Source organism: Halobaculum marinum (assembly GCF_029338555.1).
GTDB classification, from domain to species: Archaea; Halobacteriota; Halobacteria; order Halobacteriales; family Haloferacaceae; genus Halobaculum; species Halobaculum marinum.
The window spans coordinates 1,932,958-1,959,834 of the sequence record NZ_CP119989.1 but is presented as its reverse complement, the minus strand read 5'-3'; the positions used below and the strand labels follow the sequence as shown (position 1 = coordinate 1,959,834).

Annotated in this window: 35 protein-coding genes; 25 read left to right on the top strand and 10 right to left on the bottom strand. The window is 69.3% G+C overall.

What is annotated here, in order from left to right; translation table 11 throughout:
* Nucleotides 1–61 precede the first annotated feature (61 nt).
* From P0R32_RS10185 to P0R32_RS10160, 6 genes are all read left to right on the top strand, one after another.
* Nucleotides 62–535 carry a 30S ribosomal protein S15 gene (locus tag P0R32_RS10185; protein ID WP_276236857.1) on the top strand — a complete coding sequence of 158 codons (474 nt, stop codon included), beginning with the start codon at nucleotides 62–64 and terminating at the stop codon, nucleotides 533–535.
* Between the two features lie 30 nt (nucleotides 536–565).
* Nucleotides 566–1,741, top strand: coding sequence for an exonuclease RecJ (locus P0R32_RS10180; protein ID WP_276236855.1), 1,176 nt, complete (start codon nucleotides 566–568; stop codon nucleotides 1,739–1,741).
* A complete protein-coding gene (locus P0R32_RS10175) occupies nucleotides 1,738–2,127 on the top strand; it encodes a KEOPS complex subunit Pcc1 (protein WP_276236853.1) in 390 nt (129 codons plus the stop codon). Before P0R32_RS10180 ends, P0R32_RS10175 begins: the two co-directional genes overlap by 4 nt.
* Nucleotides 2,124–2,765, top strand: a complete 642-nt coding sequence (locus P0R32_RS10170) for a 30S ribosomal protein S3ae (RefSeq protein ID WP_276236852.1) — start codon at nucleotides 2,124–2,126, stop codon at nucleotides 2,763–2,765. Before P0R32_RS10175 ends, P0R32_RS10170 begins: the two co-directional genes overlap by 4 nt.
* A gap of 102 nt (nucleotides 2,766–2,867) precedes the next feature.
* Nucleotides 2,868–3,788 carry a hypothetical protein gene (locus tag P0R32_RS10165; RefSeq protein ID WP_276236851.1) on the top strand — a complete coding sequence of 307 codons (921 nt, stop codon included), beginning with the start codon at nucleotides 2,868–2,870 and terminating at the stop codon, nucleotides 3,786–3,788.
* Nucleotides 3,789–3,823: 35 nt separating this feature from the next.
* Nucleotides 3,824–4,507 carry a hypothetical protein gene (locus tag P0R32_RS10160; RefSeq protein ID WP_276236850.1) on the top strand — a complete coding sequence of 228 codons (684 nt, stop codon included), beginning with the start codon at nucleotides 3,824–3,826 and terminating at the stop codon, nucleotides 4,505–4,507.
* A gap of 37 nt (nucleotides 4,508–4,544) precedes the next feature.
* On the opposite strand, the gene P0R32_RS10155 is transcribed toward P0R32_RS10160, so the two are convergent.
* Nucleotides 4,545–4,964, bottom strand: a complete 420-nt coding sequence (locus tag P0R32_RS10155; protein ID WP_276236849.1) for a cupredoxin domain-containing protein — start codon at nucleotides 4,962–4,964, stop codon at nucleotides 4,545–4,547.
* Between the two features lie 94 nt (nucleotides 4,965–5,058).
* Between P0R32_RS10155 and P0R32_RS10150 the strand changes: the two genes are divergently transcribed.
* The gene (locus P0R32_RS10150; protein ID WP_276236848.1) at nucleotides 5,059–5,811 is read left to right on the top strand and encodes a protein sorting system archaetidylserine synthase; all 753 of its coding nucleotides are present in this window, start codon (nucleotides 5,059–5,061) and stop codon (nucleotides 5,809–5,811) included.
* A 9-nt stretch (nucleotides 5,812–5,820) separates the two neighbouring features.
* Here the strand turns inward: P0R32_RS10150 and P0R32_RS10145 are convergent, their stop codons facing one another.
* On the bottom strand, nucleotides 5,821–6,405 hold the full coding sequence (locus tag P0R32_RS10145) for an NUDIX domain-containing protein (protein WP_276236847.1): 585 nt from the start codon (nucleotides 6,403–6,405) through the stop codon (nucleotides 5,821–5,823).
* 72 nt (nucleotides 6,406–6,477) lie between these two features.
* Here P0R32_RS10145 and hisD point away from each other — a divergent pair, with 72 nt between their 5' ends.
* The 9 genes from hisD to P0R32_RS10100 all read left to right on the top strand — a co-directional run bounded on the left by hisD (nucleotide 6,478) and on the right by P0R32_RS10100 (nucleotide 12,832).
* Nucleotides 6,478–7,758: a histidinol dehydrogenase gene (gene hisD, locus P0R32_RS10140; RefSeq protein WP_276236846.1), complete on the top strand. Its 1,281-nt coding sequence runs from the start codon at nucleotides 6,478–6,480 to the stop codon at nucleotides 7,756–7,758.
* Nucleotides 7,759–7,834: 76 nt separating this feature from the next.
* On the top strand, nucleotides 7,835–8,617 hold the full coding sequence (locus tag P0R32_RS10135; RefSeq protein ID WP_276236845.1) for a class I SAM-dependent DNA methyltransferase: 783 nt from the start codon (nucleotides 7,835–7,837) through the stop codon (nucleotides 8,615–8,617).
* A 121-nt stretch (nucleotides 8,618–8,738) separates the two neighbouring features.
* Entirely contained in the window at nucleotides 8,739–9,107 is a 369-nt protein-coding gene (locus tag P0R32_RS10130; RefSeq protein WP_276236844.1) for a HesB/IscA family protein, read from the top strand.
* A gap of 76 nt (nucleotides 9,108–9,183) precedes the next feature.
* Complete coding sequence (locus P0R32_RS10125) at nucleotides 9,184–9,426, top strand: DUF5816 domain-containing protein (protein ID WP_276236843.1); 243 nt, start codon at nucleotides 9,184–9,186, stop codon at nucleotides 9,424–9,426.
* Nucleotides 9,427–9,495: 69 nt separating this feature from the next.
* On the top strand, nucleotides 9,496–10,086 hold the full coding sequence (locus tag P0R32_RS10120; protein ID WP_276236842.1) for a mechanosensitive ion channel domain-containing protein: 591 nt from the start codon (nucleotides 9,496–9,498) through the stop codon (nucleotides 10,084–10,086).
* Between the two features lie 96 nt (nucleotides 10,087–10,182).
* Nucleotides 10,183–11,178: a metal-dependent hydrolase gene (locus P0R32_RS10115; protein WP_276236841.1), complete on the top strand. Its 996-nt coding sequence runs from the start codon at nucleotides 10,183–10,185 to the stop codon at nucleotides 11,176–11,178.
* A gap of 75 nt (nucleotides 11,179–11,253) precedes the next feature.
* Entirely contained in the window at nucleotides 11,254–11,892 is a 639-nt protein-coding gene (locus P0R32_RS10110) for a hypothetical protein (RefSeq protein WP_276236840.1), read from the top strand.
* Nucleotides 11,889–12,563 carry a DUF2238 domain-containing protein gene (locus P0R32_RS10105; RefSeq protein WP_276236838.1) on the top strand — a complete coding sequence of 225 codons (675 nt, stop codon included), beginning with the start codon at nucleotides 11,889–11,891 and terminating at the stop codon, nucleotides 12,561–12,563. The genes P0R32_RS10110 and P0R32_RS10105 overlap by 4 nt, the downstream gene beginning before the upstream one ends.
* A gap of 68 nt (nucleotides 12,564–12,631) precedes the next feature.
* Nucleotides 12,632–12,832 carry a dodecin gene (locus tag P0R32_RS10100; protein WP_276236837.1) on the top strand — a complete coding sequence of 67 codons (201 nt, stop codon included), beginning with the start codon at nucleotides 12,632–12,634 and terminating at the stop codon, nucleotides 12,830–12,832.
* Nucleotides 12,833–12,875: 43 nt separating this feature from the next.
* On the opposite strand, the gene P0R32_RS10095 is transcribed toward P0R32_RS10100, so the two are convergent.
* The gene (locus tag P0R32_RS10095; RefSeq protein WP_276236836.1) at nucleotides 12,876–13,931 is read right to left on the bottom strand and encodes a mechanosensitive ion channel family protein; all 1,056 of its coding nucleotides are present in this window, start codon (nucleotides 13,929–13,931) and stop codon (nucleotides 12,876–12,878) included.
* Between the two features lie 115 nt (nucleotides 13,932–14,046).
* Here P0R32_RS10095 and P0R32_RS10090 point away from each other — a divergent pair, with 115 nt between their 5' ends.
* From P0R32_RS10090 to P0R32_RS10080, 3 genes are all read left to right on the top strand, one after another.
* Nucleotides 14,047–14,928, top strand: coding sequence for a proteasome assembly chaperone family protein (locus P0R32_RS10090; protein WP_276236835.1), 882 nt, complete (start codon nucleotides 14,047–14,049; stop codon nucleotides 14,926–14,928).
* 113 nt (nucleotides 14,929–15,041) lie between these two features.
* Complete coding sequence (gene trmB / locus P0R32_RS10085) at nucleotides 15,042–16,079, top strand: HTH-type sugar sensing transcriptional regulator TrmB (protein ID WP_276236834.1); 1,038 nt, start codon at nucleotides 15,042–15,044, stop codon at nucleotides 16,077–16,079.
* Between the two features lie 66 nt (nucleotides 16,080–16,145).
* Nucleotides 16,146–16,310: a hypothetical protein gene (locus P0R32_RS10080; protein WP_276236833.1), complete on the top strand. Its 165-nt coding sequence runs from the start codon at nucleotides 16,146–16,148 to the stop codon at nucleotides 16,308–16,310.
* A 28-nt stretch (nucleotides 16,311–16,338) separates the two neighbouring features.
* On the opposite strand, the gene P0R32_RS10075 is transcribed toward P0R32_RS10080, so the two are convergent.
* Nucleotides 16,339–17,403 (bottom strand): M20/M25/M40 family metallo-hydrolase, encoded by a 1,065-nt coding sequence (locus P0R32_RS10075; RefSeq protein WP_276236832.1) that lies wholly within the window; start codon nucleotides 17,401–17,403, stop codon nucleotides 16,339–16,341.
* Between the two features lie 163 nt (nucleotides 17,404–17,566).
* On the opposite strand from P0R32_RS10075, the gene P0R32_RS10070 reads away from it, so the two are divergent.
* Nucleotides 17,567–17,857 carry a hypothetical protein gene (locus P0R32_RS10070; protein WP_276236831.1) on the top strand — a complete coding sequence of 97 codons (291 nt, stop codon included), beginning with the start codon at nucleotides 17,567–17,569 and terminating at the stop codon, nucleotides 17,855–17,857.
* Between the two features lie 17 nt (nucleotides 17,858–17,874).
* Here the strand turns inward: P0R32_RS10070 and P0R32_RS10065 are convergent, their stop codons facing one another.
* Nucleotides 17,875–18,714 carry a M14 family metallopeptidase gene (locus P0R32_RS10065; protein WP_276236830.1) on the bottom strand — a complete coding sequence of 280 codons (840 nt, stop codon included), beginning with the start codon at nucleotides 18,712–18,714 and terminating at the stop codon, nucleotides 17,875–17,877.
* A gap of 125 nt (nucleotides 18,715–18,839) precedes the next feature.
* Here P0R32_RS10065 and P0R32_RS10060 point away from each other — a divergent pair, with 125 nt between their 5' ends.
* The 4 genes from P0R32_RS10060 (at nucleotide 18,840) to P0R32_RS10045 (ending at nucleotide 23,097) form a co-directional block, all read left to right on the top strand.
* A complete protein-coding gene (locus P0R32_RS10060) occupies nucleotides 18,840–19,358 on the top strand; it encodes a DUF6789 family protein (protein WP_276236829.1) in 519 nt (172 codons plus the stop codon).
* 118 nt (nucleotides 19,359–19,476) lie between these two features.
* Nucleotides 19,477–20,277 carry a cytochrome c oxidase subunit II gene (coxB, locus tag P0R32_RS10055; protein ID WP_276236828.1) on the top strand — a complete coding sequence of 267 codons (801 nt, stop codon included), beginning with the start codon at nucleotides 19,477–19,479 and terminating at the stop codon, nucleotides 20,275–20,277.
* Nucleotides 20,274–22,817, top strand: coding sequence for a cbb3-type cytochrome c oxidase subunit I (locus P0R32_RS10050; protein WP_276236827.1), 2,544 nt, complete (start codon nucleotides 20,274–20,276; stop codon nucleotides 22,815–22,817). Before coxB ends, P0R32_RS10050 begins: the two co-directional genes overlap by 4 nt.
* Nucleotides 22,818–22,827: 10 nt before the next feature.
* Entirely contained in the window at nucleotides 22,828–23,097 is a 270-nt protein-coding gene (locus P0R32_RS10045; RefSeq protein ID WP_276236826.1) for a cytochrome C oxidase subunit IV family protein, read from the top strand.
* Nucleotides 23,098–23,135: 38 nt separating this feature from the next.
* Here P0R32_RS10045 and P0R32_RS10040 read toward each other — a convergent pair whose 3' ends face one another.
* The 5 genes from P0R32_RS10040 to P0R32_RS10020 all read right to left on the bottom strand — a co-directional run bounded on the left by P0R32_RS10040 (nucleotide 23,136) and on the right by P0R32_RS10020 (nucleotide 26,490).
* Nucleotides 23,136–23,882, bottom strand: a complete 747-nt coding sequence (locus P0R32_RS10040) for a DUF7546 family protein (protein WP_276236825.1) — start codon at nucleotides 23,880–23,882, stop codon at nucleotides 23,136–23,138.
* 6 nt (nucleotides 23,883–23,888) lie between these two features.
* Nucleotides 23,889–24,323, bottom strand: a complete 435-nt coding sequence (locus P0R32_RS10035; protein ID WP_276236823.1) for a hypothetical protein — start codon at nucleotides 24,321–24,323, stop codon at nucleotides 23,889–23,891.
* A 65-nt stretch (nucleotides 24,324–24,388) separates the two neighbouring features.
* Nucleotides 24,389–24,784 carry a hypothetical protein gene (locus tag P0R32_RS10030; RefSeq protein WP_276236822.1) on the bottom strand — a complete coding sequence of 132 codons (396 nt, stop codon included), beginning with the start codon at nucleotides 24,782–24,784 and terminating at the stop codon, nucleotides 24,389–24,391.
* A gap of 118 nt (nucleotides 24,785–24,902) precedes the next feature.
* Entirely contained in the window at nucleotides 24,903–25,934 is a 1,032-nt protein-coding gene (locus tag P0R32_RS10025; RefSeq protein WP_276236821.1) for a M42 family metallopeptidase, read from the bottom strand.
* A gap of 70 nt (nucleotides 25,935–26,004) precedes the next feature.
* A complete protein-coding gene (locus tag P0R32_RS10020; protein ID WP_276236820.1) occupies nucleotides 26,005–26,490 on the bottom strand; it encodes a DUF309 domain-containing protein in 486 nt (161 codons plus the stop codon).
* Nucleotides 26,491–26,567: 77 nt separating this feature from the next.
* On the opposite strand from P0R32_RS10020, the gene P0R32_RS10015 reads away from it, so the two are divergent.
* On the top strand, nucleotides 26,568–26,873 hold the full coding sequence (locus P0R32_RS10015) for a hypothetical protein (RefSeq protein ID WP_276236819.1): 306 nt from the start codon (nucleotides 26,568–26,570) through the stop codon (nucleotides 26,871–26,873).
* Nucleotides 26,874–26,877 lie beyond the last annotated feature (4 nt).

The window sequence follows — 26,877 nt, the reverse complement described above, 5'->3', positions numbered from 1 at the left end:
CGCGTTCGGGGGCGACAGCCGGCGGTGGCTCGCTTCTGCGGCCGACGTTCCAACTCAGACAATGGCACGAATGCACACCCGCCGACGTGGGTCGTCCGGTTCGGACAACCCCGCGGCAGACGAACCCCCGGAGTGGAGCGACGTCGACGCCGACGACGTCGAAGCGCGCGTCGTCGAACTCGCCGAACAGGGCCACGACCCCAGCGTCATCGGCCTGAAACTGCGCGACGAGGGCGTGAAGGGCACGCCGGTCCCGAACGTGAAGAACGCCACGGGCAAGAAGGTCACCGAGATCCTCGACGAGCACGACGCCGGCTCTAACCTGCCCGAAGACCTGCGGAACCTCATGTCCCGCGCGGTTCGCCTGCGCGAGCACATGGCGGAGAACCAGCAGGACGCGCAGAACAAGCGCGCGCTCCAGAACACCGAGTCGAAGATCCGCCGTCTCGTGGACTACTACCGCGGCGGCGCCCTCGATGAGGACTTCCGGTACACGTACGAGACGGCCGTCGACCTCCTCGAGGACGACGCGTAAGCCGCTCACCCACTCACGAGGATCCACTCGATGTCAACCGCCGCCGACCCACCGACCGAGGCCGACCCCGAACGGGTAGCCGCGGCGCTGTCGGGGGCGGACTTCGTCCGCGTGTACGCTCGCCCGACGGGCGACACACTCGCGGCCGCCGGCGTGCTCGCACGCGCGCTCGACGACCGCGCCACGGCGTTTCAGGTGCGCACTACCCGGGACGCGATCGTCCCAGACGGCGACGGCACCGCGCTGGCGCTGGGCTGGACGGCGCCGAACGCGACGGCGGTGCCGACCGGGGACCGACCCGTGTCGGCTGTCGCGAGCGCGGTCGTCGACAGGCTCGGCGTCGAACCCGACCCGCTGGTCGGACTCACCGGCGTCGTCGCCGCGGGCACCATGCCCGGCGACGGCGGCAGCGGTAGTCTGCTGGAGGAGGCAGAACGGCGCGGCGTCGTCCGACGACGCCCCGGCGTGGCTGCGCCGACGGCGGACCTCGCGGACGCGCTCGCCCACACGACGCTGGTGCGGACGCCGTACTCCGGCGACGCCGAATCGGCCCGCGGCCTGCTCGACGACCTCGGGGTCGGCACCGACCCCGCGGACGACGACCACCGCCGACTGGCGTCCGCGGTCGCGCTCGACGCGACCGACGGTGCGCCAGAACAGGCGGTCGCCGCGACGACGCGCGCACTGCACCCGCACGAGACGCCGACCGGACCGTTCGCGACGCTCGAAGGCGCCGCGGACGTGTTCGACGCGCTCGCACGCGAACGCCCCGGACTCGGGGTGGCGCTGGCGCTGGGCGCCGACGCGGCAGACGCCGCGGTAGACACCTGGCGCGACCACGCCGCCCGCGTCCACGACGCGCTCGCCGACCCGACGACGGGTCGGTACGACGGCGTGTTCGTCGCCCGCGTGGAGACGGATCCGTCCGACGCGTCGACGCTGCCGGCTGCCGCACGACTGGTGCGCGACTTCGCCTCGCCGGAACCGCTGGCACTCGTCGTCTCCGACGACGCAGCAGCCGCCGCCGGCGACGGGTCGACTGACGCGACCGCCGCCCTCAGGGCGGGGGTAGCGGCGACCGACTCCGACGGCGACGACGACGCTGACGGCGCCGACGTGGTCGGCGACGCTCGCGCGGGCGACGCACGCTTCACCGGCGGCGACGTGCAGGCGTTCATCGGCGGCTTCAGGGAGGCCCTGCGATGACCGGGGTCGACCCCGCGGCCGACGAGTGCGCCCGCACCGCCGTCGTGGAGACGACGCACGCCGACGCCGCGGCGGCCCGGACGGTCGCGGCGGCGCTGGCGCCGGACAACACCGCAGACATCGAGACGACCAGCGAAGGGACGACGGTCCGCACCCGCATCACGCGGGAGACGACCGGCGGCTTCCTCGCGTCGGTGGACGACTACCTCGTGAACCTCGCCGTGGCCGACGACGTGGCCGCGACGGGCCGGGAGACGGACGACACGGCGGTCGCGACGGACGCGACCGAGCCGAACGACGCGGACGGGATCCGCGACGGTCGCGACGAGCGCGCGAGCGCCCGCCGCGACACCGCAGACGCAGACAACGACACACACGACACATGAGTGAACGATCGGTTTCACGACAACGACAGGGGAAGCGCTGGTACACCGTCCTCGCGCCCGAGCAGTTCGACCGCGCGGAGCTCGGCGAGACGATGGCCGAGGAGCCCGAGCAGGTCGTCGGCCGTACGGTCGACACGACGCTCGGCGAGATCACCGGTGACCAGGGACAGGACAACACGAAGCTGAAGTTCAAGATCACGGACGTCGGCTCCGACGCCGCCTACACGGAGTTCGTCGGCCACGAGCTGACGCGCGACTACCTCCGCTCGATGGTGCGTCGCGGCGCCTCGAAGGTCGACCTGCACATCACCGTGCGCACGACCGACGACTACCGCGTCCGCGTCAGCCCGGTCGCGTTCACGACGAAGAAGGCCGACCGCTCGCAAGAGCAGGCCATCCGCCAGATCATGATCGACCTGGTCGAGCAGGCCGCCGAGGACCACTCGTTCTCGGAGCTCATCGACTCCGTCGTCGAGGGGCGCCTCTCGTCGGCGATCTACGGAGAGGCGAAGACGGTGTACCCGCTGCGCCGCGTCGAGATCAAGAAGCTCCAGCTCGAGGCGCGTCCCGAAGAGATCGCCGCCGAGGAGGAGGCCGCGGTCGACGTGGACGACGACGACGTCGCCGTCGAGGAGTAACTCGCAGAGACTACCTAGCCCTTTTTAAAAGAACACGTGCGGACAGCAGTGCCGCTGTGGTCGGTGCTGACGTGTAAGAGGAGTTAAATCCCAGATCCGGGAATGGATCCTCGGACAGCACCGATGCCAAGGATACGTGTGTGGTGTGACTTCTCCCCAGACGGCGTAGCGCCATCTGAGATCAGCGTTCGCTGGACAGAGCTGGCGACTGAAGCGTGGGAACGCGACACAAGAGAGTTGTTGTCATCGGCACTCGAAGACCGCTCTGCTGAGAGTCCTTCGGAGACAGCGGTCAACTTGGAGGCCGTTCGAGGGTCGGAGTTACTCGTCTCACCGATCCCGTTCGAGGACTACTTGGCGCGACAGGACGTCCTCCATTCGAGAGAACACCAGAGCCACCCCGACCGAGACGAGCGAGTCGATCGGATACGCTCCGATATACACGTCCTCTCCACGTACAACGCGTTGGTGACAGACGACTACCTCCTCCTCGGTCTGCGGCCGAAGACGTGGCGTGGTGGGTATCCGCAGTTCTCGGTTCCCGGGAGTGGGTACATGACGACCGAGGACCTGCCAGTTGGACGGACCGGACCGCTAGCGCCGGAACTGCTGTTGCGAGAGACCGAAGAGGAACTCGGCGTCGAGGCACAGGACGTAGCTGTCAGGTGCCTCGGCATCTTCGAGGAACTCGGTGACGAGACCGACGCAAATCCCGCCCTGTTCTCTGTGCTCACGACCGAATTGGATCGTGAAACAGTGTCGCGACGGTGGAGAGGAGCGCCTGACGCCGACGAGTTCGCGGAGTTGGTTTGGGTACCCTTGGATGGGCGCGTCGTCGAACAAGTCCTCTCCAGGGCGGAATCGAACGGCTCTCTTCCCGTGGTTATCGAATCACAACTCGACGATGCAGTGAGCGAGTACAGCCTCACGCCGAAGACGGCGATGATGCTGTACTTGGTGGGGTCGAACCTGCTCGACGTGCCGTTGGAAGATGCAGTTGAGCGTGTCGTCACTGGTAAGTAACTGGACCCACCCGAAGAGACGGTACGACAGAAACGATGGCATCAACCGACTCAACAAGTGACGAATCGACGTACGGAGATCTCCCAGCCGACGGCCGTCTCGATGCGGAAGATCTGGAGGGAACCGAACTGGAACTACTACTCCGAGATCACGAGTCCGCAGGCGAGGACGCACGGTATCGCGATAGGATGGTTCACACGGGGTTTTACCTCTCACTCATCTTCTCGGGAGTTCTGCTCAACACGGGGCTGACACTCCACCGTACTGGACAGTTGCTCGCCCTCTCCGCAGTCGCCGCGTTCGGGTCGCTCTCGTTCTACGTCCTATGGGTGTGGACAGACTCGTTCATGGGAGCGCGGAACGCGGCTTGGAACCGGCGCCGCCAAATCGAGTACGAGGTTGACAGACACTACCCTGGGTTGTTGAAGGCTCACAGCGACGTCTTCTCCAGGATCCAATTCACCGAGGCCGACGAGTTCGAGCACGCGGGCCGAGTTGGGAGACAAGGCCGGTCGTCGAGCACCTTGACCACCACGTTCATTCAACTGATCTTCGCTGGCGCGGCGGTCACGTCTCTCGCTGCACTAGGGGTGTGGGCAGTAGAATCGACGGGATCGGTGTCCCGTGGGTTGTTACTGGCCGTAGTACCGTTCCTCGTGTTCTCTATGATGGTCAGAAACGTCGTTGTAGCGTCTGGGTACTTCGAGCGTAGCAAGTAGCTTCGTCGCTCAGGCAGGCCACTCACAAGCCGGCCATCTACTCCTCGACGCGCACGACGCCGACCATCCCGGCCTGCTCGTGGGGGATGCAGAAGTAGGTGTAGTCGCCGGGCACCTCGAAGGTGTGTTCGTAGCGCTCGCCCGACGTGATGGCGCCCTCACTACCGTCCCACGCCTCGCGTGCGGCGGCCTCAGAGTCGTAGCCGCCGGTGGCGAAGAAGTCGGCGTCGGCGGGAATCTGCTCCTCGTAGGCGGTCACCGAGTGCGCGCGAGTAGAGGTGTTCTCCCAGACGACCGTGTCGCCGACGGACACCGTAATCTCGAACGGCGTGAACGCCTCGGCGGTCATGCCGACGTCGTAGTCGTCCGCGGCGGCACCGGGGAGGACAGCGGAACAGCCCGCAAGCGCCGTCGCCGCGCCGGCGCCGACGGTCGCGAGGAAGCGGCGTCGGTTCATACCCGAACGCAGGGGGTGGAGCGATTTAGTCGGCGTGGTCCGCGCGTCGAACCGGATGGAAAACGATACGGCACACGGTGGCGTCGGCCCGGGTATGACCGACCGGCCGCGGTTCCTCTCCCGGCTCGGCCTCGCGGACGCGGTCACCGCGGGCAACGCCGCGCTCGGGACGCTCGCCGCCGCGCTCGTGTTCGTCGACCCTGGCCTCGCCGCCCGACTCGTCCTGTTGGGGGCGGTGGCCGACGGCCTCGACGGCGTGCTCGCGCGCCGCTACGGCGGTACCGCGGTCGGGCCGCACCTCGACTCGCTGGCCGACGTGGCCTCCTTTGGCGTCGCGCCCGCCCTCCTCGTCGCCGCGACCGTGACCGACGCGTACCCGTTCGACGCGGCGCCGATCGTGTACACCGCCGGCTTGCTCGTCCCCGCGGCGTACGTCGCGTTCGCCGTGATCCGCCTCGCCGTCTACACCGTCGAGGACTCCGGCGCCAAGACCACTCACGGCGTGCAGACGACGCTCGCGGCGACCATCCTCGCGGCGTCGGTGCTGGCCGGACTGGGGAGTCCGGCGGTCGTGCTCGGCCTCGCGGCAGTGTCGGCACCGCTGATGGTGACGCCGATCCGCTACCCCGACCTCCACCCGCAGGACGCGCTCGTGATGGGCGTCGTGCAAGCGCTCGCCATCCTGCTCACCGGGATGGCCGGCGAGTCGTTCGCGTTCGCGCTGCTGTTCCTCGCGCTCGGATACCTCGTTCTCGGCCCGCGGTTCTACTGGCGGAGCGTCGACGACGACGCCGACGACCCAGCGGAGACGACAACTGGCGCCGACGACCGCGAGTTGGGCGCCTGAGTCTCCGAGTCAGGACAGGACACGCTCGTACACGCGCTCCGTCCAGTCACCGCCGTAGATGTCCGCGGGGAGGTCCTCGCGCCACTCGACCGCGCGGACCGTCTCGTCGTCGTCGCCGAGGGCGGCGAGGTCCTCGGGGACGCTCGCCGTGCTCGCACGCAGTTCGAAATGGACGACGCGGAACGGGGTCGGCGGGACCTCGTCGCCGGCGGTCGCGGCGGATTCGCTGGCCACCCGGATCGTCTCGTCGTGGATGGCGTGGGGACGAACTGCGTCGGCGTCGACGCCGGTCTCCTCTCGCACCTCGCGCTCGACCGTCGCCGCTAAGGGTTCGTCCGGGAGCGCGGTCCCGCCCGGCAATGCCCACCCGCGGTCGGTCAGGTCGACGACGAGCACTCGGTCGCTGGGGTCGAGGACGACGCCCGCGGCGACCCACCCCTCGCGGATCGCCTCGTTCTCTGCGCGGAGGGTGCGGAGTTCCTCGGCTGGCCGTTCGGTGTCGACGCTGTTCACGATGACGTCGTCGTACTCTCGGCGGGGGTCCCGTTCGTGTCGGTCGATGGACGTGGAGGCGCCGCGAGCGTCGTCGGTCACGTCTCGCCGACTCGGCGCGACTGGCATACGCGTTCCGGGAACGGTTTACCCCCGGCGCTCGTCGCGACGCACATGGAGCCGAGACAGGTCGCCGACCTCTCGCCAGACGAGCGGCGGGCGTTCTTCGAGCGCGACGCCGGCGTCGACGCGGTGCGAGGCGACGTGCGCGACATCGTCGAGCGCGTCCGCGACGAGGGCGACGCCGCGATCCGGGAGTTCTCCCGCGAGTTCGACGGCGTCGAGGTGGCGAACATCGACATCACCGATGAGGCGGAACGGGCCGTCGACGCCGTCGACGACGACGTGCTCGCGGCGATTCGCGAGTCGATTGCGAACGTCGAGGCGTTCCACGAGGCGCAACTACCTGAGGACTGGACCCGCGAGTTCGGCGACGGTCGCGAGTTGGGCAAGCGCTTCCGCCCCCTCGACCGCGTCGGCGTGTACGTCCCCGGCGGCACCGCCGCCTACCCCTCCTCTGCCATCATGGGCGTCGTGCCGGCGAAGGTCGCTGGCGTCGAGCACGTCGCCGTCGTGACGCCGCCGGCGGACGAACTCAACCCCGCGACGCTCGCGGCGATCCACGAGGCCGGCGCCGACGCCGTCTACTCCGTCGGTGGCGCACAGGGCGTCGCGGCGCTGGCGTACGGCACCGAGACGGTGACGCGCGTCCGCAAGGTCGTCGGCCCGGGCAACAAGTGGGTCACTGCGGCGAAAGCCGAGGTCCGCGGCGACGTTGAGATCGACTTCCTCGCGGGCCCCTCCGAGGTGCTCGTCCTCGCGGACGACACCGCCGACCCGACGGCGGTCGCCGCCGACCTGCTCGCGCAGGCGGAACACGACCCGAACGCATCCGTCGTCGCGGTGACCGACTCCGCGTCGCTCGCCGAGGCGGTCTGCGAGGAACTCGACGACAGAGCGCCCGAACGCGAGCGGAGCGAGACCATCGAGGCCGCCCTCGACAACGACGCCTCGGGCGTCCTCGTCGCGCGGTCGATGCCGGAGGCGGTGCTGTTCGCCGAGGAGTACGCCGCCGAGCACCTCTCGATCCAAGCGACCGACGACGAGGAACTGCTCGACCGGATCACCAACGTCGGCTCGGCGTTCCTCGGGCGCTACACCCCCGTCGCCGCCGGCGACTACGCCTCGGGGACGAACCACGTGCTCCCGACGAACGGCGGCGCCAAGGCGTTCGGCGGCCTGTCGACGGAGACGTTCCTGCGCTCGTCGACCGTCCAGCGGCTCTCGGCGACCGGCCTTCGCGACCTCGCGGACACGGTGACGACGCTCGCGGAGGCCGAGGGGTTGGAGGCGCACGCCGAGAGCGTCCGCGCGCGCTTCGACGACGAGGAGTAGTGTCGGCGACCCTGACCTGACGGCCTACGTGAGGGTCCCCACCACGGCTATACCCAGGGCCCTCCAAGCCCGGACGATGCCAACCTTCGCGGACGCGTGTAACGCCGTCCTCTCGGAGCCTGGGGGAGACCACTCGCTGTACACCACGCTCGCACCCATCTACGAGCGACTGCTCGTCACCGCGGAGGCGCGCTACGACGCACAGGTGTTGGCGGTCACCGAACGAGTGCCGCGGAGCGCGCGGGTGGTGTTGGACGCTGGCTGTGGCGTCGGCCGGCACCTCCCCGCGCTCGCCGACCGCCACGGGGCCGTCGTCGGCCTCGACGCGTCTGCCGAGTTGCTCTCTATCGCCGGCAGCCACGTGGCCGCCAGCGAGGGCGTCTCGCTGGTGGAGGGCGACGTGTCGGACCCGACGCTCGACCTGCAGCGGCGCTTCGACGCCGCCGTCTCGCTGGACTACCTCACGGCGAATCTCCACGGCGAGGCGCTCGACCGGGGATTCGCGACGCTGCGGCGCCACCTCCACGACGGCGGCACGCTCGTCGTCGACGCGGTGGCCGACCGCCGGGCGCTGGCCGAGGACTCCCCGTCGGTGTTCCGCGACGACCGGTACGTCGCCGAGCGCGCCGTCGACGTGGTCGACGCCGGCGACGCCACCGGCGACCTCGTCAGAGTCGCCGACTACCGGGTCACCGACAACCGGACGAACGAGGGCGCCGTCGCGCGCGAGCGCGAACCGATCCGGACGTTCGACCCGGCGGAACTCGCCGACGCCCTCGACCGCGCCGGGTTCCGAGAGGTCCGCGTCGAGGCGGACGTGGTCGAACCCGGGTCGCTCGTCGCCACCGCTCGCGTGTAGCGCGGCTGAGGCGATGCACGACGGGTCGATGGAGCCGAGTGAGGCGCCGAATCGCCCGAGATACCGGATATCGGTGCCACCCGGCGTCAGGGTTATACGCGTGTGCCCGGATCTATCTTCCATGAGTACCGACGCGTCCGGGGGCGGCGACCTCGACACGGCCGTCACGGTGACGCCGGCGGCCGCCGAGGAAGCGGTGTCGCTCATGGAGTGCGAGGGGATGAACACCGACGTGAGCGGCCTGCGGCTGTTCGTCCAGCAGGGCGGCTGTGCGGGGCTGTCCTACGGGATGCGCTTCGACACCGAACCCGAGGAGGACGACCGCATCACCGAACAACACGGCCTGCGTGTGTTCGTCGACCCGGCGTCGATGAACTACATCGGCGGCTCGACGCTCGACTACGAGTCGGGGCTGCAGGCGGCCGGCTTCCACGTCGAGAACCCGAACGTCGAGGCCGAGTGTGGCTGCGGCGAGTCGTTCCGGACGTAAGCACACGTCCGGTGGACCGCTGCGTCTTCAGTTTCGGACCCAGAATGTTCAACAGCGTCGGCTCCCTCCAGATGGTATGAACCTCGAAGTCGTCGAGACGGCCGCGGGCGACCTCTACGTCGACCGCGCGGTCGGCGAGCGCGGCGCGAAGGCGCCGTTCTTCCACACGTACGCCGACGAGTCGGGCGACGTCCGCTGGGGCTACTTCTGTGGCAACTGCGAGACGGTGAACAACGCGATGGACTCGATGGGCCGCATCGAGTGCAACGAGTGCGGGAACATCCGCAAGCCCGACGAGTGGGACGCGGCACACGAGTGACGAGTCCCACCGCCGCGTGCGACGACCGCGGGCAGGGATGCTAAGACCCACCCGCTCGCACACCCGGGCATGACCGACACACTCCCGCTCCAGTCCGGGCAGTCACTCGTCGAGGAGGCGCTCAACCGCTTCGTCACCGACATCACCGCGGCACTCCCGGACGTCCTCGCGGGCGTGGTCTTCCTCGTGATCGCCAGTGTGGGGATCAAAGTCGTCATGACCGTCCTCAAGGCGTTCCTGAGGCGCACGGTACCGGGCGAGTCGCCAGTGTACCGGCAGTTCGTCGCCACCGTCGTCGCGGTGTTCCTCTGGTTCGGCGTCGGCCTGTCGTTCCTCTCCATCGTCGGCCTCGAGGGCATCGCCACGTCGCTCGGGACGGCGGCGGGCTTCCTCGCGCTGGGCGTCTCCTACGCCACGTCGAGCATGATCGCCGACGCCGTCGCCGGCGTCTACCTCCTGCGCGACCGGGACTTCAACCCCGGCGACACCGTCGACATCGGCGGCACCGAGGGGGTTGTGCAGTCCATCGAACTCCGCAAGACCCGCCTCACCGTCGACGACGACACCGTCGTCCGCGGCAACGCCGAGATCGAGAAGAAGTGGACCAAGATCGACGACGTGGACACCGAGACGACGGTCGCGGCGACCGCAGACGACTGAACCGGCGCTGTGCCCGAACAGGTACGGGGTGTGCCGTGGTGGCGTGTGACGGATTGAGCCGCGGACTTAAATCCGATGAGGGGGTACTAACCTCTCATGTTCGTGGGTCACGCGTTGGCGGCGTTCGCGGTGGTCGCCGTCCTCGCCCGCCGGACGGGCCGGGACCCGTCGAGAGCACTCGCGTACGGCGTCGTCGCGGGGCTGTTCGCCGCCGCACCCGACGTTGACATCGGGTACGCGCTCGTCGGCGTCGCCGCCAGTCTGGGGAGCGGCGCCGGCGCGCTCGGCCTGGCGGAGTCGTTCTGGTCGACCGGGAACGTCGTCCACCGGGCGGTCACGCACTCGGTCGTCGTCGCGCCGGTCGTCGCACTCGCGGCGGCGGCGTGGGTCGACGGTCGGGTCGCCGCTCGTGCCGTCGCACTCGCGCTGGCGGCGGGCCTCGTCGCGGTCACCGCAACCGTCGGGGGCGGCTTGGCGGCGTTCGTCACGGTCGCGTTCGTCGCGACCGCGCTCGCACTGGGCGAGGGTATCCGGCGTCGCAGCGACCTCTCGGCGCGGACGACGTTCACGCTCGCGCTCGTCGGCCTCGTCTCCCACCCGTTCGGCGACGTGTTCACTGGCGAACCGCCGGCGCTGCTGTACCCGTTCGCGACGGAGGTGTTGAACGGGCGTGTCGAGTTGGCCGGCGACCCGGTGGTGCACCTGCTGGGCGCGTTCGCCGTCGAGTTGGCGACCGTCTGGGCCGCCGTCCTCGTCTGGAGTCGCCTCCGGGCGGAAATCGAGGGGCGCGAGGTGCGCCCGTTCGACCTCCCGCGACTCATCGACCCCCGGGCGATGGCCGGCGCTGGCTACGCCGCGAGCGTGTTCGTCATCCCCGCGCCGACGCTCGACCTGTCGTACCCGTTCGTGTTCTCGGTGCTCGCCGTGGGGGCGGTCGGTGTGATCCCCGTCCGCGTGCGGCGGCGCGGCCGGGCGGCGCTGGCACCGGAGTTCGCTGCTCCGGGCGTCGAGCGGGCGCTGTTCACCGGGCTCACCGCCGTCACGCTCGCGGCGGCGGCGTACCTGCTCGCGTACCTCGCGGGCGTCGCCTGACGACCCGTCGCGAACGGCACCGGGAGGTCTTCGGAGGCCGGCACTTTTACCCGACGGCGGCCCACTGAACCGCTAATGACGCAGTCGGGGCTTCGGGCCGTGGTCGAGGAGCGGCGAACGAACGCCGCCCTCGGATGGCTGGTGCTCGCGTTCACCGTCGCCGTGGCGGTCCGCGAACTGGTCGTCGGGGAGCAGGTGTGGGGGGCGTTCGTCGTCGCGATGGTCGCCATCGCCCTCGTCCCGCCGGTGGCGTTCCGGGACGCGACGGCGATGCTCCCGTGGGAGGTGCTGGCACTCGCGTCGTTGCCAGCGATCGGGCGGACGCTCGTCGTCGGCGAGACGGTCGGTGGTGTCACCTTCACAGGCAGGGTGACCACGTTCCTCGCGGTGGCGACGGTGGCGCTCATCATCGCCGTCGAGTTGGACGTGTTCACACCCGTCCGGATGACGCACTCGTTCGCGGTGTTCTTCGTGACGCTGACGACGATGGCCGCGGCGGGCGTGTGGGCGGTGGGACGCTACTTCGCGGACACGCTGTTGGGCACGAGCTACCTGCTCGACGGGCGTCCCGAGCACGTCGTCGAGACGGCGCTCATGTGGGACTTCGTCGCCGCGACGCTCGCGGGTGTCGTCGCTGGACTCCTGTTCGAGTACTACTTCCGCCGGCGCGCCGACGGCGCCGCGCGGATCGACGTGGAGGTGGCCGAGGCATGAAAGTCCGCGACGTCCTGGGCATCTCGGCGCGGCGACAGCGGCAGGCGACGCGCGCGATGCAGGTGCTCATGATCATGTTCGTCGGCATCGGCATCGAGCGGGGGTCGACCGGCGTCGTCGTCAACGGCCTCGTCGCGCTTGGCGTCACGTTCCTCCCGGCGGCGCTGGAGCGGGAGTACGACCTCCCGATGGACGCGGGCCTCACACTGTGGATCTCCACCGCCGTCTTCCTCCACGCGTTCGGCGTCGTCGGCGTGCCGGGACTCGTCGAGAGCTTCTACAACGAGACGAGTCCGATCCCGTTCTACGACCACCTCACCCACGCGCTGTCGTCGTCGGTGGTGGCGGCGGTCGGCTACACCGTCGCCCGCGCGGTCGACGAGCACACCGACGCGGTGTACCTCCCGCCGCGGTTCATGTTCGTGTTCATCCTGGTGTTCGTCGCCGCCTTCGGCGTGTTCTGGGAAGTGATCGAGTTCGCCATCGGCGGTGCGGCGGCGACGCTCGGCAGCGGGCGGGTGCTCACCCAGTACGGTCTCGAGGACACCATCCTCGACCTCGTGTTCGACCTGGTCGGTGCGGTGATCGTCGCGACGTGGGGGACCGCGCACCTCACCGACGTCGTCGGCGCGGTCACCGAGCGACTCGACGGGCGGCGCGGAACTCGCTGAGTTCGCGCGGCGTCGGCGCTGTGTCAGCCGAGCGTACCTTTTTGCCCGCTCATCGTGAGGTGTGTCATATGGTCTTCAAGAAGATCACCTTGATCGGCCGCAGCACCGAGAGCTTCGACGCCGCGACGAACGACGCCATCGACCGCGCCGAGGCGACACTGGACAACGTCCACTGGGTCGAGGTGACGGAGTTCGGCGTCGAGGTCGCGTCCGTCGAGGGGCGCGAGTACCAGGCGGAGGTCGAGGTCGCGTTCGAACTGCAGGAGTAACACCGGCGACGACACACTCCCACCGGACGACTCAGCGACCGGATCAGCGGTCGGAGTCGGCGGGGGTGTCCACGGCGCTCGCGTCGGGTTCTCTGGCGTTCACCCGCTCGCCAGTCGGAGCGCCCTCCTGCATCGCGACCTGCGCGACCCCGCTCGTCTCGTCGAACACGAGGTGGCTGTGCGGGTACGCGAACTCCACGTCGATGTCCGGGTCGTCTTCGAGGATCCGCCAGACGGCAGTCTGCACCTGCGAGCGGACGGTCAGCGGCTTGTACGGGTTCCGCGCCCAGTAGCGCAGCGTGATCTGGACGCCGTGGTCGCCGAAACTGTCGATGTAGCACGTCGGCTTCGCGGGGTAGCGTGCCACGCCGATGCGCACGTCCGGCCCGCCCTCGATCACCGCCTCACAGGAGGCGGCGGCCCGTTCGATGAGCGACCGGGCGCGTCCGATGTTCGACTCGTAGGTGACGAGGATCGGGAGCGTGAGCCGTGTGCGCTCGTCCTCCGCCGAGAGGTTCGTCACCCGGTGGTCGCGCACGTAGGAGTTCGGGATCACCTCGAACGTGTTGTCGACGGTGAAGATCTTGGTGTAGCGGAGCGTGATGTCCTCGACGAACCCACGGGTGCCGTCCGGCAACTCCACCATGTCGCCGATCTCGAACGGCTGGTCTGCGAGGACGAACAGCCCGCTGATCACCGAGCCGACGATGGGTGCGAGGATGATACCGACCACCGCAGAGAACACACCCACCGAGAGGACGATGTTGCCCAACTCGATGCCCGCGGCGTTGAGCCCGACGAACCCGAACAGGATCACCACGGCGAATCGCGACCCGCGCAACACCACCTGCGCGACCGACTCGCGGGCGAAGCGACGCGCGACCGGCCTGCCGAGGAGTCGGACGATGTACGTCGCGACGACCGCCCCGAGCGCCAGGAACAGCAGGACGATGGCGACCTTCACCCCCGGAACCTCCAACAGCCCGTTGTAGAGCCGGGTGAGCGTACCGATCACGCTGTCTCCGGCCTGCGACGCTCCGGACCCGAGTTGGGCCGGCGCGGACGCCGCGGCGTTCGTGACGGTGGTCCCGGTCTGCATACCGCGGGCGTCGGCGTCGGCCCGAAAAAGCGTTCCCCTCACGCGGTCCGAGCCGGCGACCCGTCGCGGTCGGTTCCCCGGTACTGCTAACCCCCCGAAGGTCGAATCGGGTGACATGAATCACGTCGACGAGCCCGCCACGTTCCACGTCTCGACCGAGACAGCGCCGTCGCGGACCGTGATCGCGGGGTTCTCCCAGTTCGGCCTCGCGGGGTTGACGGCGGCAGACTACCTCGTGAACCACCTCTCGTTGGAGCAGACCGGCCACATTCGCGCCGACGGTCTCCCGACGATCACGCCGTTCGAGAACGGTCGCCCGCGGTACCCCACCCGACTGTTCTCGCGGCCAGACCTCGACGTCACGGTGCTCGTCGGGGAGCTGTTCGTCCCCGTCGCCCTCGCGGAGCCGTTCTCGCGCGCCATCCTCGGGTGGACGGAGACTGCCGGCGTCGAGGAGGTGGCCGTCCTCTCGGGGGTCCCGTTCGCCCACGGGCCGGAGGAACACCGGGCGTTCTTCGTCGCGAGCGACGACTACCGCGCGGCACACGCCGAGGAGTTGGCGACCACCGCCGTGCCGGATGCGACCGCAGCGTCGACCAACGGGGAGTCACTCGACGAAGAGTCGACGGAGCCGACCGACGAGTCGACGGCGGAAACGGGGGCCGAGGCGACGGACGACGCGACCGCACAGGCCGCACCGCCGATCCCGCCCATGGCGAACGGCTTCCTCGACGGGACGAACGCCGCCTTGATGGCGCGCGCGATGGAGTCGGCGCTGGCAGTCGCCGTTTACGTCACGCCGGTCCACGCGCAGGCGCCCGACGTGGAGGCCGCCGTTCGTCTCGTGGAGGCCGTCGACCGCGTGTACGACCTCGGCGTCGACACTGGCCCGTTGGAGTCGTTCGCCCACGAGGTCGGGGAGTACTACCGGAACCTCGCCGAGCGACTCGAAGAGCACGGCGAGGAGGAGCAGCCGCCCGACCGGATGTACATGTAGCGCGGACCGTCTCCCGACCGGATCGAGTGCGGGCGAGCCACAACGAGATTTCGGAACCCGGTACTACTCGCATTTCAGTAAAACACATGGTGCTGCAGACGGTCGGTGGACGTATGACCGACGACCTCAGGACGACGATGGAGCGGGTCGGCGAGCGCTTCAACCTCGGCGAGTACGAGATCGACGCGTACCTCGCGGTGCTGGAGCACGGCGAGTTGACGGCCTCGGAGATCGCCAGCGAGACGGACATCCCGCAACCCCGTGTGTACGACACGGTGCGGAGCTTGTCGGACCGCGGACTGGTGGAGCTTCGCGAGTCGCGCCCGATGAAGATCGTCGCGGTTGACCCCGGCGAGGCGTTCGGCGACATCCGCTCGTCGCTGTCGGAGATGGTCGACGAGTTGGAGGCGCGCTACACGGCGCCGACGCGTGACACGGAGGCGGTGTCGCTGGTCAAGTCGCGGTCGACGATCCTCCGCTACCTGGAGGAGGTCATCGAGTCCGCCGAGTACGAGTTGGCCGTCTCGCTGACGCCGGACCTGCTGCGTCGCTTCCGCGAACCGCTGGAGCAGCGCATCGACGACGGCGTCGCCGTCGAGTTGCTCGTCACGCCCGCCTCGCGGGCGCCCGCACCCGCCGAGTTCGACTACGAGGCCGTCGCCACCGAGGCCCGGAGTCGCCGCGGCATCACGACGCCGGTGCTGGCGGTCGCCGACGGCGAGTACTCCGTGTACGCGACCCAAGACGCCCTCCGCGACGACCGTGACCGCTACGGCGTCATCTTCAACCGCTCGGCGCTGGGCTTCCTCGTCTCCGGCTTCTTCGGCACCGTGCTGTGGTCGACGGCCGACACGATCGCCGTCGACGGCGAGAAGCGCCCGTTCCCGCGGACGTACGCGTCCATCCGCCGCGCCGTCAAGGACATCCACGAGGTCGGCGGCGACTTCGGCGCCGTCATCACCGGGCGCGACGTGGAGACGGGCAACGAGATCCGCGTCGAGGGCGCCGTCGTCGACTACGAGTACGACGCCTCCGAGCAGGTCGCCTCCTTCACCGTCGCCGACCCCGACGGCGGCAACGTCACCGTCGGCGGCCTCGTCGCCGCCTTCGAGGACGTCGAGGGCCAAGAGATCGAACTCAACCGGCGCTGAGCGTCGCCGGCCGCGCCGTCGATTCGGCGGCAAACGACAAGTGGTCTCGCGACGACACGTCGGGTGATGGAACTCTCGTGGTCCTCGCTGTCGGACGAACTCGCACCGTCGACCCTCTTGATCGTCGGCTTCCTCCTGTTCGTGTTCCCCGAACCAGCCACCTCGGCGCTGGGGGCGGGGCTGTTGTTGCTGGGTGCCGCGTGGTGGTTCTACGAGTGGGATCGCTTCTGAGAGTCGGCGTCGCCTCCAGAGGGGCGCCTCAGATGTCGACCGCGAACGGCGCGAACGCCGGCGCGCGCTCGGCCATCGCGCCGAACAGGTCCGCGACCGCGACCAGGTCCGCGGTGTCGACGACCTCGACGGGCGTGTGCATGTAGCGGTTCGGGATGCCGACGTTGAGCGCGGGCGTCCCGCCGCGACTAGTGAAGAACGCGTCGGCGTCCGTGCCGGTCCGGATCCCCGCGGCCTGGAGTTGGTAGTCGATCCCCGTCTCCTCGGCGGCGGTGCGCGCGAGGTCGACGACCGTCGGGTGGTTCGCCGACCCGCGGGCGACGACCGGCCCCGCGCCCAACTCGACGGGGCCCTTCGAGTCGTCGTCCACGTCGGGGTTGTCGGTCGCGTGGGTCACGTCGACGGCGACCGCCACGTCGGGGTCGAGGTCGAAGCCAACCATCTCTGCTCCGTTGAGTCCGACCTCCTCTTGGACGGTCGAGACGGCGTACACCGTGGCGCCCACGTCCGCCTCGACGGCGCGTCGAAGCCCCTCGGCGGCGGCCCACGTGCCGACTCGGTTGTCCATCCCGCGGGCCGACAGGCGGGTGCCGTGGAGGTCCTCGACGGTCGAGGAGAACGTCACGGGGTCGCCGACCTCGACGAGGGTGCGCGCCTCGGCCTCGTCGCTCGCACCCACGTCGACGAACTGTTCGCTCACGTCTTCGATCTCGTCGTCACTCGGGTTGCGCAGGTGGATCGCGGTCTGTCCGATCACGCCCTGCACGGGACCGTCGTCGGTGTGGACGGTGACGTGTTGGCCCTTCGAGACGGTCCGGTCGGACCCGCCGACGCGGGTCAGTCGCAGGTAGCCGTCGTCGGTGATCCGGCGGACCATAAATCCGATCTCGTCGGCGTGCCCGGCGAATGCGATCTCCGGGCCGTCGCCGGACCCCTCGTGGACGGCGACCGCGTTGCCGTACGCGTCGGTCGTCACCTCGTCGGCGAACGACCGGACGTAGTCGGCCCAGACGCGCTGGCCGTCCGTCTCGAAGCCAGAGGGAGAGGGGGTGGTGAGCAGGTCGTCGAGGAACTCGCGTCGCTCCGTGTCCATACCGAGTCGCTGGAGTCGACACCGAAGAAGTCGACGGTCCCCCGCCGACCGCTCGTCGCCGCCCGACGCCGTGGGGGATCCCGGCGCAGCCCCCCGATCTGCGCGCCGAGCTACCACGGGGTCCACCCAAACGAATAACACTTCGCGCGGCGTTATCCCAAGTATGGCAGACTTCACGCTGTTCGAACTGCACGTGCACGACGGCCTCGACTTCAGCCCCTCCTCGGTCATCGGTGGGAGCAGCGACGACCCGCCAGAGATGGAGGACGCAGACGTCGACATCGAGACGGACGACACCGACGAGGCGTCGGAGTCGGGCGCGGGGCGCGCCGTCGGCGCACTGATCGGCCTCGTGTTCCTCGTGCTGGTCGGCGTCGGCGTCCGCAAACTGATGGCCGACGACCTCGACCCGATCGAGGAACTGGAAGAACTCGACGAAGCCGTCGAAGCGTAACCGCGCCGCGGGTCCGCTCAGTTCGGGCGGTCGCCGAGGGTGCCGACCCGGTCGGCGGCGTAGCCGAACAGGTCCTCGTAGCCGTACGGCGACATCAACACCGGGTAGAACGACTCGTCGGCGGTGAACGTCTCGCCGTCGGCGGCGGCGAAGCGTTCGCCGACCTCGACCTTCGCGAAGTTCTCGACGAACACCTCGTACTCGTCGGCCCGCGGCTTCGGCACGGGGTCGACGAGTTCGAACACCTCGATCGCCTCGGGAGCGCCGCCGTCGGCGGCACGGACCGCCTCCTCGTCGGCGCGGACGGTCGCGTCGTCGACCGGGAGCGCGCTCGTCGCCGAGAGGAAGCCGCGGACGAGTCGATAGGCGTTCTCGGCGGCCTCGTCGCTCCCTTGGAGACCACACTCGACCTCGACCGTGTGGGGATGCTGGATGAGGCGCCCCTCGGCGAGCCCCTCCGTCTCCAGCAGTTTCGTCACCGGGAGGTGCGGGACGACAGCCCGCGCAATCTCGTCGACGGTCTCGGCGACCGCGAACGGCTCCGCCGTCGACTGCGTCGAGTGGAGCGCCAGCACCGTACAGCCCTCCAACTCGGCCATGAGGTGGTACGCGAGCTGTGACTCGTGGGTGTCGCCGTTCGCGTCGCCGGGGAACGCGCGGTTGAGGTCCTCTTCGAGGTAGCGGACGCCTGCCTCCAGCGCCTCCTCGTTCGCGACGACGAGCTTCACCGGCCGCTCCACGTCGGGGTCCTCCGCGAGCAGCCGCTCGACGGCACGGGGGCCGCACGGCTCGTCTCCGTGGATCCCGGCGACGACGGCCACCTCGGGGACACCCTCACCGAGCTGGTGGATTTGCATACCACGGATCTGCCGTGGATGCATTTGAGCGGCGTGGTTCCGGCCGGATCGTGGTCGGTCAGTTGTCAACTTACTATGCGGCGTGCTAGCTCTTAACAAATCTCACGACGAACTGATCGGCGATCATGAGCGAACCGAGCGAGGTGGCGATGAGAGAGACGACAGTCACCGAGCAGGCGGACGAACTCGCCATCCCGATCACGATCAAAGTGCTCGGCGTCTCGATGCTCGGCGGGCTGATCGGGATGGTCGTGATGCTGCCGCTGCTGGTGGGGGTACCGGCTGCACTCGGCCTGTTCAGCACCGACCCAATCGTCGCGTTCGTCCCGCTCACGGGACTGCTCGGCTTCGAACCGACGCTCGCCATCGGCCTCGCGCTGTTCGTCGCCGGCGGCACCGTGTTGCTCCCGATGGTGTTCCTCGTCGTCGGCGCGTACCTGCCGCCGGCGTCCCCGCGTGCGCTACGGGGCGCCACGTTCGCGACCATCTTCTGGACCGGGTTCGTCCCCGCCTTCTGGCCCGAGGGCGGGACGCTGACCGTGCTCGCGTACCTCGTCGTCTCGCTGGTCGCCCACTGGCTGTACGGCGTCGTTCTCGCCGGCGTCCTCGACCGGACGGTGGGGATTCCCCAACACAAAGTGTGAACCCTGCGTAGACGACCGCCCCGGGCCAGTCGCCCCGATCCAGTCGGGTGTGCCGTCGCTCCCACGGGCCTGAGATGGTCGATACCGCTAACAAGTATTGCCGCAAACCGAACGTCACATGGTACCGCATGACACGGCCCTTGGCCACGCGGTTCCGCTGCACACCAGCGGGGGTGGCCTCGTGCCCCGCGGAACCCGGGTACAGGTGTTCGACAGCATCTTCGAGGTGTTCCTCTTGCTCGGGACGCTAGTCGGCATCGTCGTCGTCGGGTACATGGGACTGAAGGCGTACCAGTACCGACGCGGCGCCGACCACGACGACGGCGACGTGTCGCGGCCGGTGCTCGGCGAACTCCCGCGGGGGAGCGAAGGCGGGGGGAAACTGTTCGTCTCCTTCGGGATGAGCGCCATCATCGTCGTCTCGCTCATCTCCTGGACGTACCTCACCCTCCTCTACGTCGAGGACCCGGGGCAGAGCGCGGCCGACCCCGAGGCGCTGGAGGTGGAGGTGATCGGGGGGCAGTTTTCGTGGACATACGTCTACCCGAACGGCCACCAGACGAACGTGCTGCGCGCGCCCGCAGACACCGACGTCCACCTCACCGTCACATCACGCGACGTGTTTCACAACTACGGCATCCCAGAGTTGCGAGTGAAGTCCGACGCCATCCCGGGGCAGACGACGGACACCTGGTTCGTCGCCGAGGAACCGGGCACGTACACCGCCCACTGTTACGAACTGTGCGGCTCCGGCCACTCGTTCATGGACGGCGAGGTGATTATCATGGAGCCGGCGGCGTTCGACGAGTGGTACGCGAACACGGCGGCGAGTGACGACGGGACGACCGGGAACGCCTCGAACGCGAGCGTCTCGCTGGCGCCCGGGAGACTCGTCGCAGCCACGGGGGTGGGCGCGTGAGCGCCGACGGCGCGAGCCGACTCGCGACGCCGGACCTCCCGGACGCGACGACGCTCAAGCGGTACCTCGTCACGACCAACCACAAGGACGTCGGGCTGTTGTACATCGGGACGTCGCTGTTCTTCCTGGTGTTCGGCGGCGTACTCGCGCTGTTGCTTCGCACGCAACTGTGGGCATCGCGCGCGCCGGGAGAGGGAATCCTCGGCCCTGCTGCGTACAACCAGGCCGTCTCCGCCCACGGGCTGTTGATGGTGTTCTGGTTCCTCTCGCCGCTGGCGATCGGACTCGCGAACTACGTCGTCCCGCTCCAGATCGGAGCGAAGGATCTGGCGTTTCCGAGACTGAACGCCCTGAGCTACTGGCTGTACCTGTTCTCTGGGCTGCTGTTCGGCGTGTCGTTCTTCCAGGGGTCGTCGTTCTCCGGCGGGTGGACGATGTACGCACCGCTGAACGTGCCGACGTTCCTCCCGTCGGTCGGCGCGACGACGACGGTGTTCGCACTGATCCTGTTCACGGCCTCGGTGACCGTCGGCGGAGTGAACTTCATCACCACCATCCATCGGATGCGGGCGAAGGGGATGTCGCTGTGGCGGATGCCGCTGTTCACCTGGACTATCCTCCTCACCGTCTGGATGATGCTGTTCGCGTTCGCCGCGCTGTTGGCGGCGCTGTTGGTGCTCTCGTCGGACCGTATCCTCGGGACCACCTACTTCGCCCAGAGCAGTCCCGGCGGGGCCATCCTGTGGACGCACCTGTTCTGGTTCTTCGGACACCCGGAGGTGTACATCGTGTTCTTCCCCGCGCTCGGGGTGATGGCCGAGGTGTTCCAGACGTTCACCGGGCGCCGGATCGTGGGGCGCAAGTGGTTCATCGCGGCTATGATCCTCGTGGCGGTCCAGAGCTTCTTCGTCTGGATGCACCACATGTTCCTGACGAGCATCTCGCTCAACGTCAAGACGCTGTTCATGGCGACGACCATCGGTATCTCGTTGCCGTTCGACCTGATGGTGTTCGCGCTCATCTACACGCTGAAGAAGGGGGACATCCGCTTCTCGACGCCGTTCCTGTTCAACTTCGGCGCGCTCGTGCTGTTCATCCTCGGGGGTATCACCGGCGTGTTCCTCGGCGCGGTCGTCCTCGACTACGAGTTCCGCGGCACCTACTGGGTCGTCGCCCACTTCCACTACGTGATGGTCGGCGGCGTCACCGCCCTGATCGGCGGCATCTACTACTGGTTCCCGAAGTTCACCGGGCGGATGTACGACGAGTTCCTCGGGAAGGTCCACTTCGCGATGTACTTCGTCGGGTTCAACCTGCTCTACTTCCCGATGTTCGTCGCCTGGGAGACGCCCCGTCGCGTGTTCGCCTACCAGGTGTCGCTGGAGCCGTGGCACCAACTGGCGACGGTCGGGGGGTTCCTCCTCGGCTCGTCGTTCCTCGTCATGTTCTACAACCTGTACCGGAGCGCGTGGGCCGGCGAGGAGGCACCCGACTCCCCGTGGGAGTACGCCAGCACCGCCGAGTGGGCCGTGCCCTCGCCGCCGCCGTTAGAGAACTACGAGGGGTACCCCGACTACACGGACGGCGAGTTGCGGTTCCTCGACGAAGAGACGGTGCGCGCCGCGCACGACGAGTCGGGCGCCCCCGTGGGTGCCGCCGCCGCCGACGGCGGGACGGTCGTCCGTCGCGAGGGGGTGACGCCACCCGCGACGGCGGTCGAGACGGGCCACGACCACCACGAGAGCCACGCGAGCGTCTGGCCCGTCGTCGTCGCCGCGGGCGCGTTCCTCACGCTGTTGGGGGCCTCTGGCATCCAGCAGGGGTCGTTCGTCGACGGGATGGCCGGGAACGTCTACCTCGGCCTGCTCGTGTCGGGCGGCGTCGTCACGCTCGGCGCGCTCGTCGCGATGACGATGGAGCCGTTCGACGGACCCGTCGTCGAGTGGGCCGCCCAGTGGCCGTTCGGCGAGGTGGAGAACACCAAACTCGGGATGTGGGTGTTCCTCGCGAGCGACGTGGTGCTGTTCGGCGCGTTCATCGGCGCGTACGCGTTCGTCCGTGTGGCCTACGGCTGGGAGGCGTGGCACGACCTCATCCCGGCGGCGCACGTTCCGCTCCCGGGGTTGATCAACACGTACCTGCTCCTCACGAGCAGTTTCAGCGTCGTCATCGCGATGGTCGCCGCGCGCAAGGAGAAGCCGCGGCTCATGATCGCCAGCCTCGTCGCGACGTTCGGCCTCGGCGTGGCGTTCCTGATCAACAAGGCGCTGGAGTGGCAGCACCTGTTCCACGTCCACGAGGCGGCGTTCCCGAACGGGTGGGACCTCTCGACGAACATTGCGTCGTCGACGTTCTACCTGACGACGGGGCTCCACGGCGCCCACGTCGCGGTCGGCCTGCTCATCACGCTGTACATGATCGGCCGAGCGTACCGCGGGGCGTACCTAGGCGACGACAAGCCGATCGAGTACTTCGGCCTGTACTGGCACTTCGTCGACGTCGTCTGGCTGTTCCTGTTCCCGCTGTTCTACATCCTGTGAGGCACCCACAATGACATCCACCAAACTGTACACGGTAATCTACGTGGTCCTGTTCGTCCTCGCGACGGTACAGGTGCTCATCGAACAGGCGGGCTTCCTCGAGGAGGCGTACTGGACGGCGTTCGTGGTGATCATGGTGCTGTCGGCGGTGAAGGCGCTGTTCGTCGTCGGCTACTACCAGCACCTCAAGTTCGAGCCACGGGCGGTCACGCTCGTCGTGTTCGCGGGCCTGCTCGGTGCCCTCGCGCTCACTGCGGCGGCGGCGTACTCGATCCTCTGAGTACCCGTCCCCGCAGGCACAGCGTCACCGGAACCGCGTCACCGGAACCGCGACACCAGCGTCTCCCCGACTGTTGGCCCGAGCGCCAGCAGAGCGACCGCGAGGAGGAACGCCGCGGTCGACACCTCGACCGAGGCCGCGTACACCGCGCCGAGCGCCGCCGTCGACCCTCCCGTGACGCCCGCGACCAGCGAGAGCACGACCGAGAAGCCACAGCTCACGCAGGAGGCCAGCCCCACGACACCGGAGAGCGCGGCGGTCGTCGCCCGCAGCGACGCAGCGTACAGGAGGTACGCCAACGCGAGGTAGCCGATAACCCGGAACGGGACGAGGGTGAACGAGAACAGCGCGCCGCCGTAGCGCACGACCGGCCCCCACCCCGGCGACCCGCCGCCGAGTTCGAGCCAGACGACCGGCCCCCCCGAGCCGCCGCCTAGCAACCCCGTGACGACGAGCAACAGCAGGAAGTAGCCGACGGCGAGGACGGCGACGCCGACCCGACGCCGACGCGGTGCGGCGGGCGCGTCGGTGCGCGCGACCGCCCACCAGGCGGCGTTGATCCAGACGAACGGCGCGACGACGTAGCCGAGGCTGAGCACCGTGGCGTCCGTGAGGCCGAAGTACGCGAGCAGGAGTACCGCCTCGACCGCGAGGACGAGTGTCCAGCGTCGCAGTGACTGCCGCCGAACCACCGGGAGGTACGGGAGGTCGACGCTCGCACTGGCGTCCGGTCGTGTCGGGGGGTCGCTCGTCGCGTCCGTCCGCGTCGCCGGGTCACCCGACATCGGTGCTCACCCGACGAGGAGTTTGGCGACGACGGCGACGAGGAACACCATCGCGAGGATCCAGACGCCGACACCGACGGCCTGCGCGTAGTTCATGCCGCGCGACCGGCAGACGTGGTACGTGCCCCACGTGACGTAGAGCGCGAGGAGGCCACCGAACAGCCCCACGAACCCGCCCAAGACGGGCGTCCCCGGAGCCAACGCGGCGCCGATGCCGCCCGACAGTGCGACCACGACGACTGCGCCGAGCGCCACGGGCGTCCGCGACGGCGCCGCCGTCTCCCCTGGGAGTGAGGCGGCCGCGGCGGTGCCCCCGCCCGCTGACGCCGCCGCTCTCGTGGCGAGTCGGTGCCACGGGAACGCACGTGCCCCGTAGGCGATTACGACGAGGAGCACCACTCCCGTGACGACGGTGCTCAGGAAGTACGCCGTCGTTGTCATAGTCGACGTTCGCGGGCGCCGAGCATAATCTTTGGCAGACATTGCCTAGCATTGGAAATCTGGTGTCACTCAGCGTCGCTCGCGGCGAGTGTCCAGCGGGCCAAGACGACGGTGTCGACGCGCGAGCGGTCCCACAGGAGGGTCACGCGCGAACCCGGATCGGCGCGCACGGTCCCGGCGTCACCCTCGGCGAGCGTCGTGGCCGACCACGCGGGCCGGCGTTCGATGCCGTCGACGGTGACCCGGAGGTCGGCGGATGGGACCACGGGGCCGCCGCTGTGGACAACCCGGACGTGGGTGTCGTTCGCTCGCTCGACGCTCCAGGCCACCTCGCGCATCGGCTCGGCGCCGTCGTCGCCGTCGGTCGCAGCAACGTAGCCGAGCGTCGCGACGGAGGCCGCCGCGAGTGCGACGACCACGACGAGCACCGCGGTCAGTTGCCGGTCGGGGTCGCTGGACACGGTCGATCACCGTGTATCGACTCGCCGCGGGGTTCACCGTGTCGGGCATTCCCACGCCGCGAGTGTCGGACCTATGCGGGCCGCCTTCGCCGGCGTCAGCGCAGGCCGTCCGCTGGCGTCAGCGCAGGCCGTCCGCCCCGGCCTCGGCGGCGGCGACGAGGAGGTCGACCGTCGCCGCGAGGTCGTCGACGTGGGCCGTCTCGACCGTCGAGTGGTGGTAGCGCACCGGCACCGACACCGCACCGACCGGCGTCGACCCGCCGGTGTTCTGGAGCGCGCCGGTGTCCGTGCCGATGTGCTCGGCGACCTCGCGCTGGAACGGGATTCCGCGCTCGTCCGCGAGCGCCTCCAAGCGGCGGACGACTGACGGCGTCGGGACGACCGTCGCGTCGAGGTGTTTGACCCCGACACCGTCGCCAAGCGTCGTCACGCGGTCCTCGAGCGCCACCCCGGGCGTCGACCGTTCGAGCGTCCCGTCGACCGCGAGCGCGAGGTCAGGGTCAACGTCGACGGCGACCCCTTCGGCACCCCGGAGCCCCACCTCCTCCTGGGTCGTCGCGACGAAGTGGACCGTCGCGTCGGGGTCGGCGTGCTCGGCCGCCCGGAGCGTCGCCCAGACGCCGGCGCGGTCGTCGAGCGCCTTCCCGGCGACGCAGTCGCCGATCCGCTCGGTCGGGGCGCGGGTGGTGACGACGTCGCCGACGGCGACGCGGTCGTGGACGTCGGCGGCCGGGAGGCCGAGGTCGATCACCACGTCGGTCACGTCCTGCGGGCCGTCGGTGTCGCGGACGTGCGCGGGGACCGCCCCGATGACGCCGTCGAGCGGGTCGTCGCCGCCGGCAGCGTGGACGCGAACGCGCATCGAGCGGAGGATCTCGGCGTTCCACCCGCCGAGTGAGCGCACGCGGACGAACCCCTCGTCGTCGACGTGGCGGACGACGAAGCCAATCTCGTCCATGTGCGCGGCGATCAGCAGTTCGGGGGCGTCGGGACCGCCGTCGACGGTGCCGATCACGTTCCCCATCGAGTCGACGCGGACGCGGTCGACGCTCGACTCCAGTTCTCGGGTGACGATGTCGCCGGGTTCGCGTTCGTGACCGACGGGGCCGTGTGACTCGGTGAGTTCGCGGAGGAGGTCGAAGCCGTCCATGTCCTCGGCTTCGACGGCGCGAGCAAAAGCGCGCGGGTGCCGGGGATCGAGGGGATCGCGCCCCTCGCGGTCAGTGCTCCAGCGACTCGGCGTACTCGTAGTCGGCGTCGTACGCCTCGGTGCGGTGCCCGTCGAGTTCGATCTGCCAGCCGTGGAGGACGCCCGGATCCTCCAGCGCGAGGCGGAGCGTCTCGCGCACGTCGTCCACGTCGACGCCGTAGAAGTCAGCCGGGACGCCGTGGAGGTACTGGAGCGCCGTCTCGAACAGACTCCGCATCCCGCCGTCGTCCTCGAAGTCGAAGTGTTTGTACGCGCCGGCGGCCACCTGCACCATCCCGTGGAGGAAGGCGCTCTCGGTGGAGCCGCCGCCGTAGTTGTACCACTCGTCCTCGAAGCAGTCGTGGCTCTCGTGGTAGTCGCCGGCGTTGAACAGGCGGACGCCGTGTTCGGTCGCCCGACGGAGGGTCGCGTGTTCCCAGACGCGCTCTGCGGTGCGCCACCCGGTCGGGTCGCCGAGCGGCGGCGCGACGCTCGGGTCGCGCGTGTGGTCGTCCATGCGAGTACGTGCGCGAGCGACACGCGTAACTCCGTCGCTGCTCGCGACCGGCGGGAGCGAACCGGTGCCGGGGTTTAATGCCGGCGAGCGCGTCCGAACTGCCGTTGATGTCTCTACTGCGGCGGGTGGTGCAGCGGCTGGTTCGCGCCGGGGAACACGCCCGTCGGGATCTGCGGCGCGCCGTTGCCGTGGTGACGGACCCCGGCGCGCGCCCGGCGGTATTGTACCTGCTCGCACTCGCAGCGGCGGGGCTGAGCTTCGCACTGTTCCTCGTGAGCGACAGTGGCACGCCCGACGGCCTGGAGTTCGGCCTGTTGATGAGTTCCTTCGGTGTCGTGCTGTACATGTCGCTGCGACAGGCCGGAAACGCACCGCGCAGGTGACGGC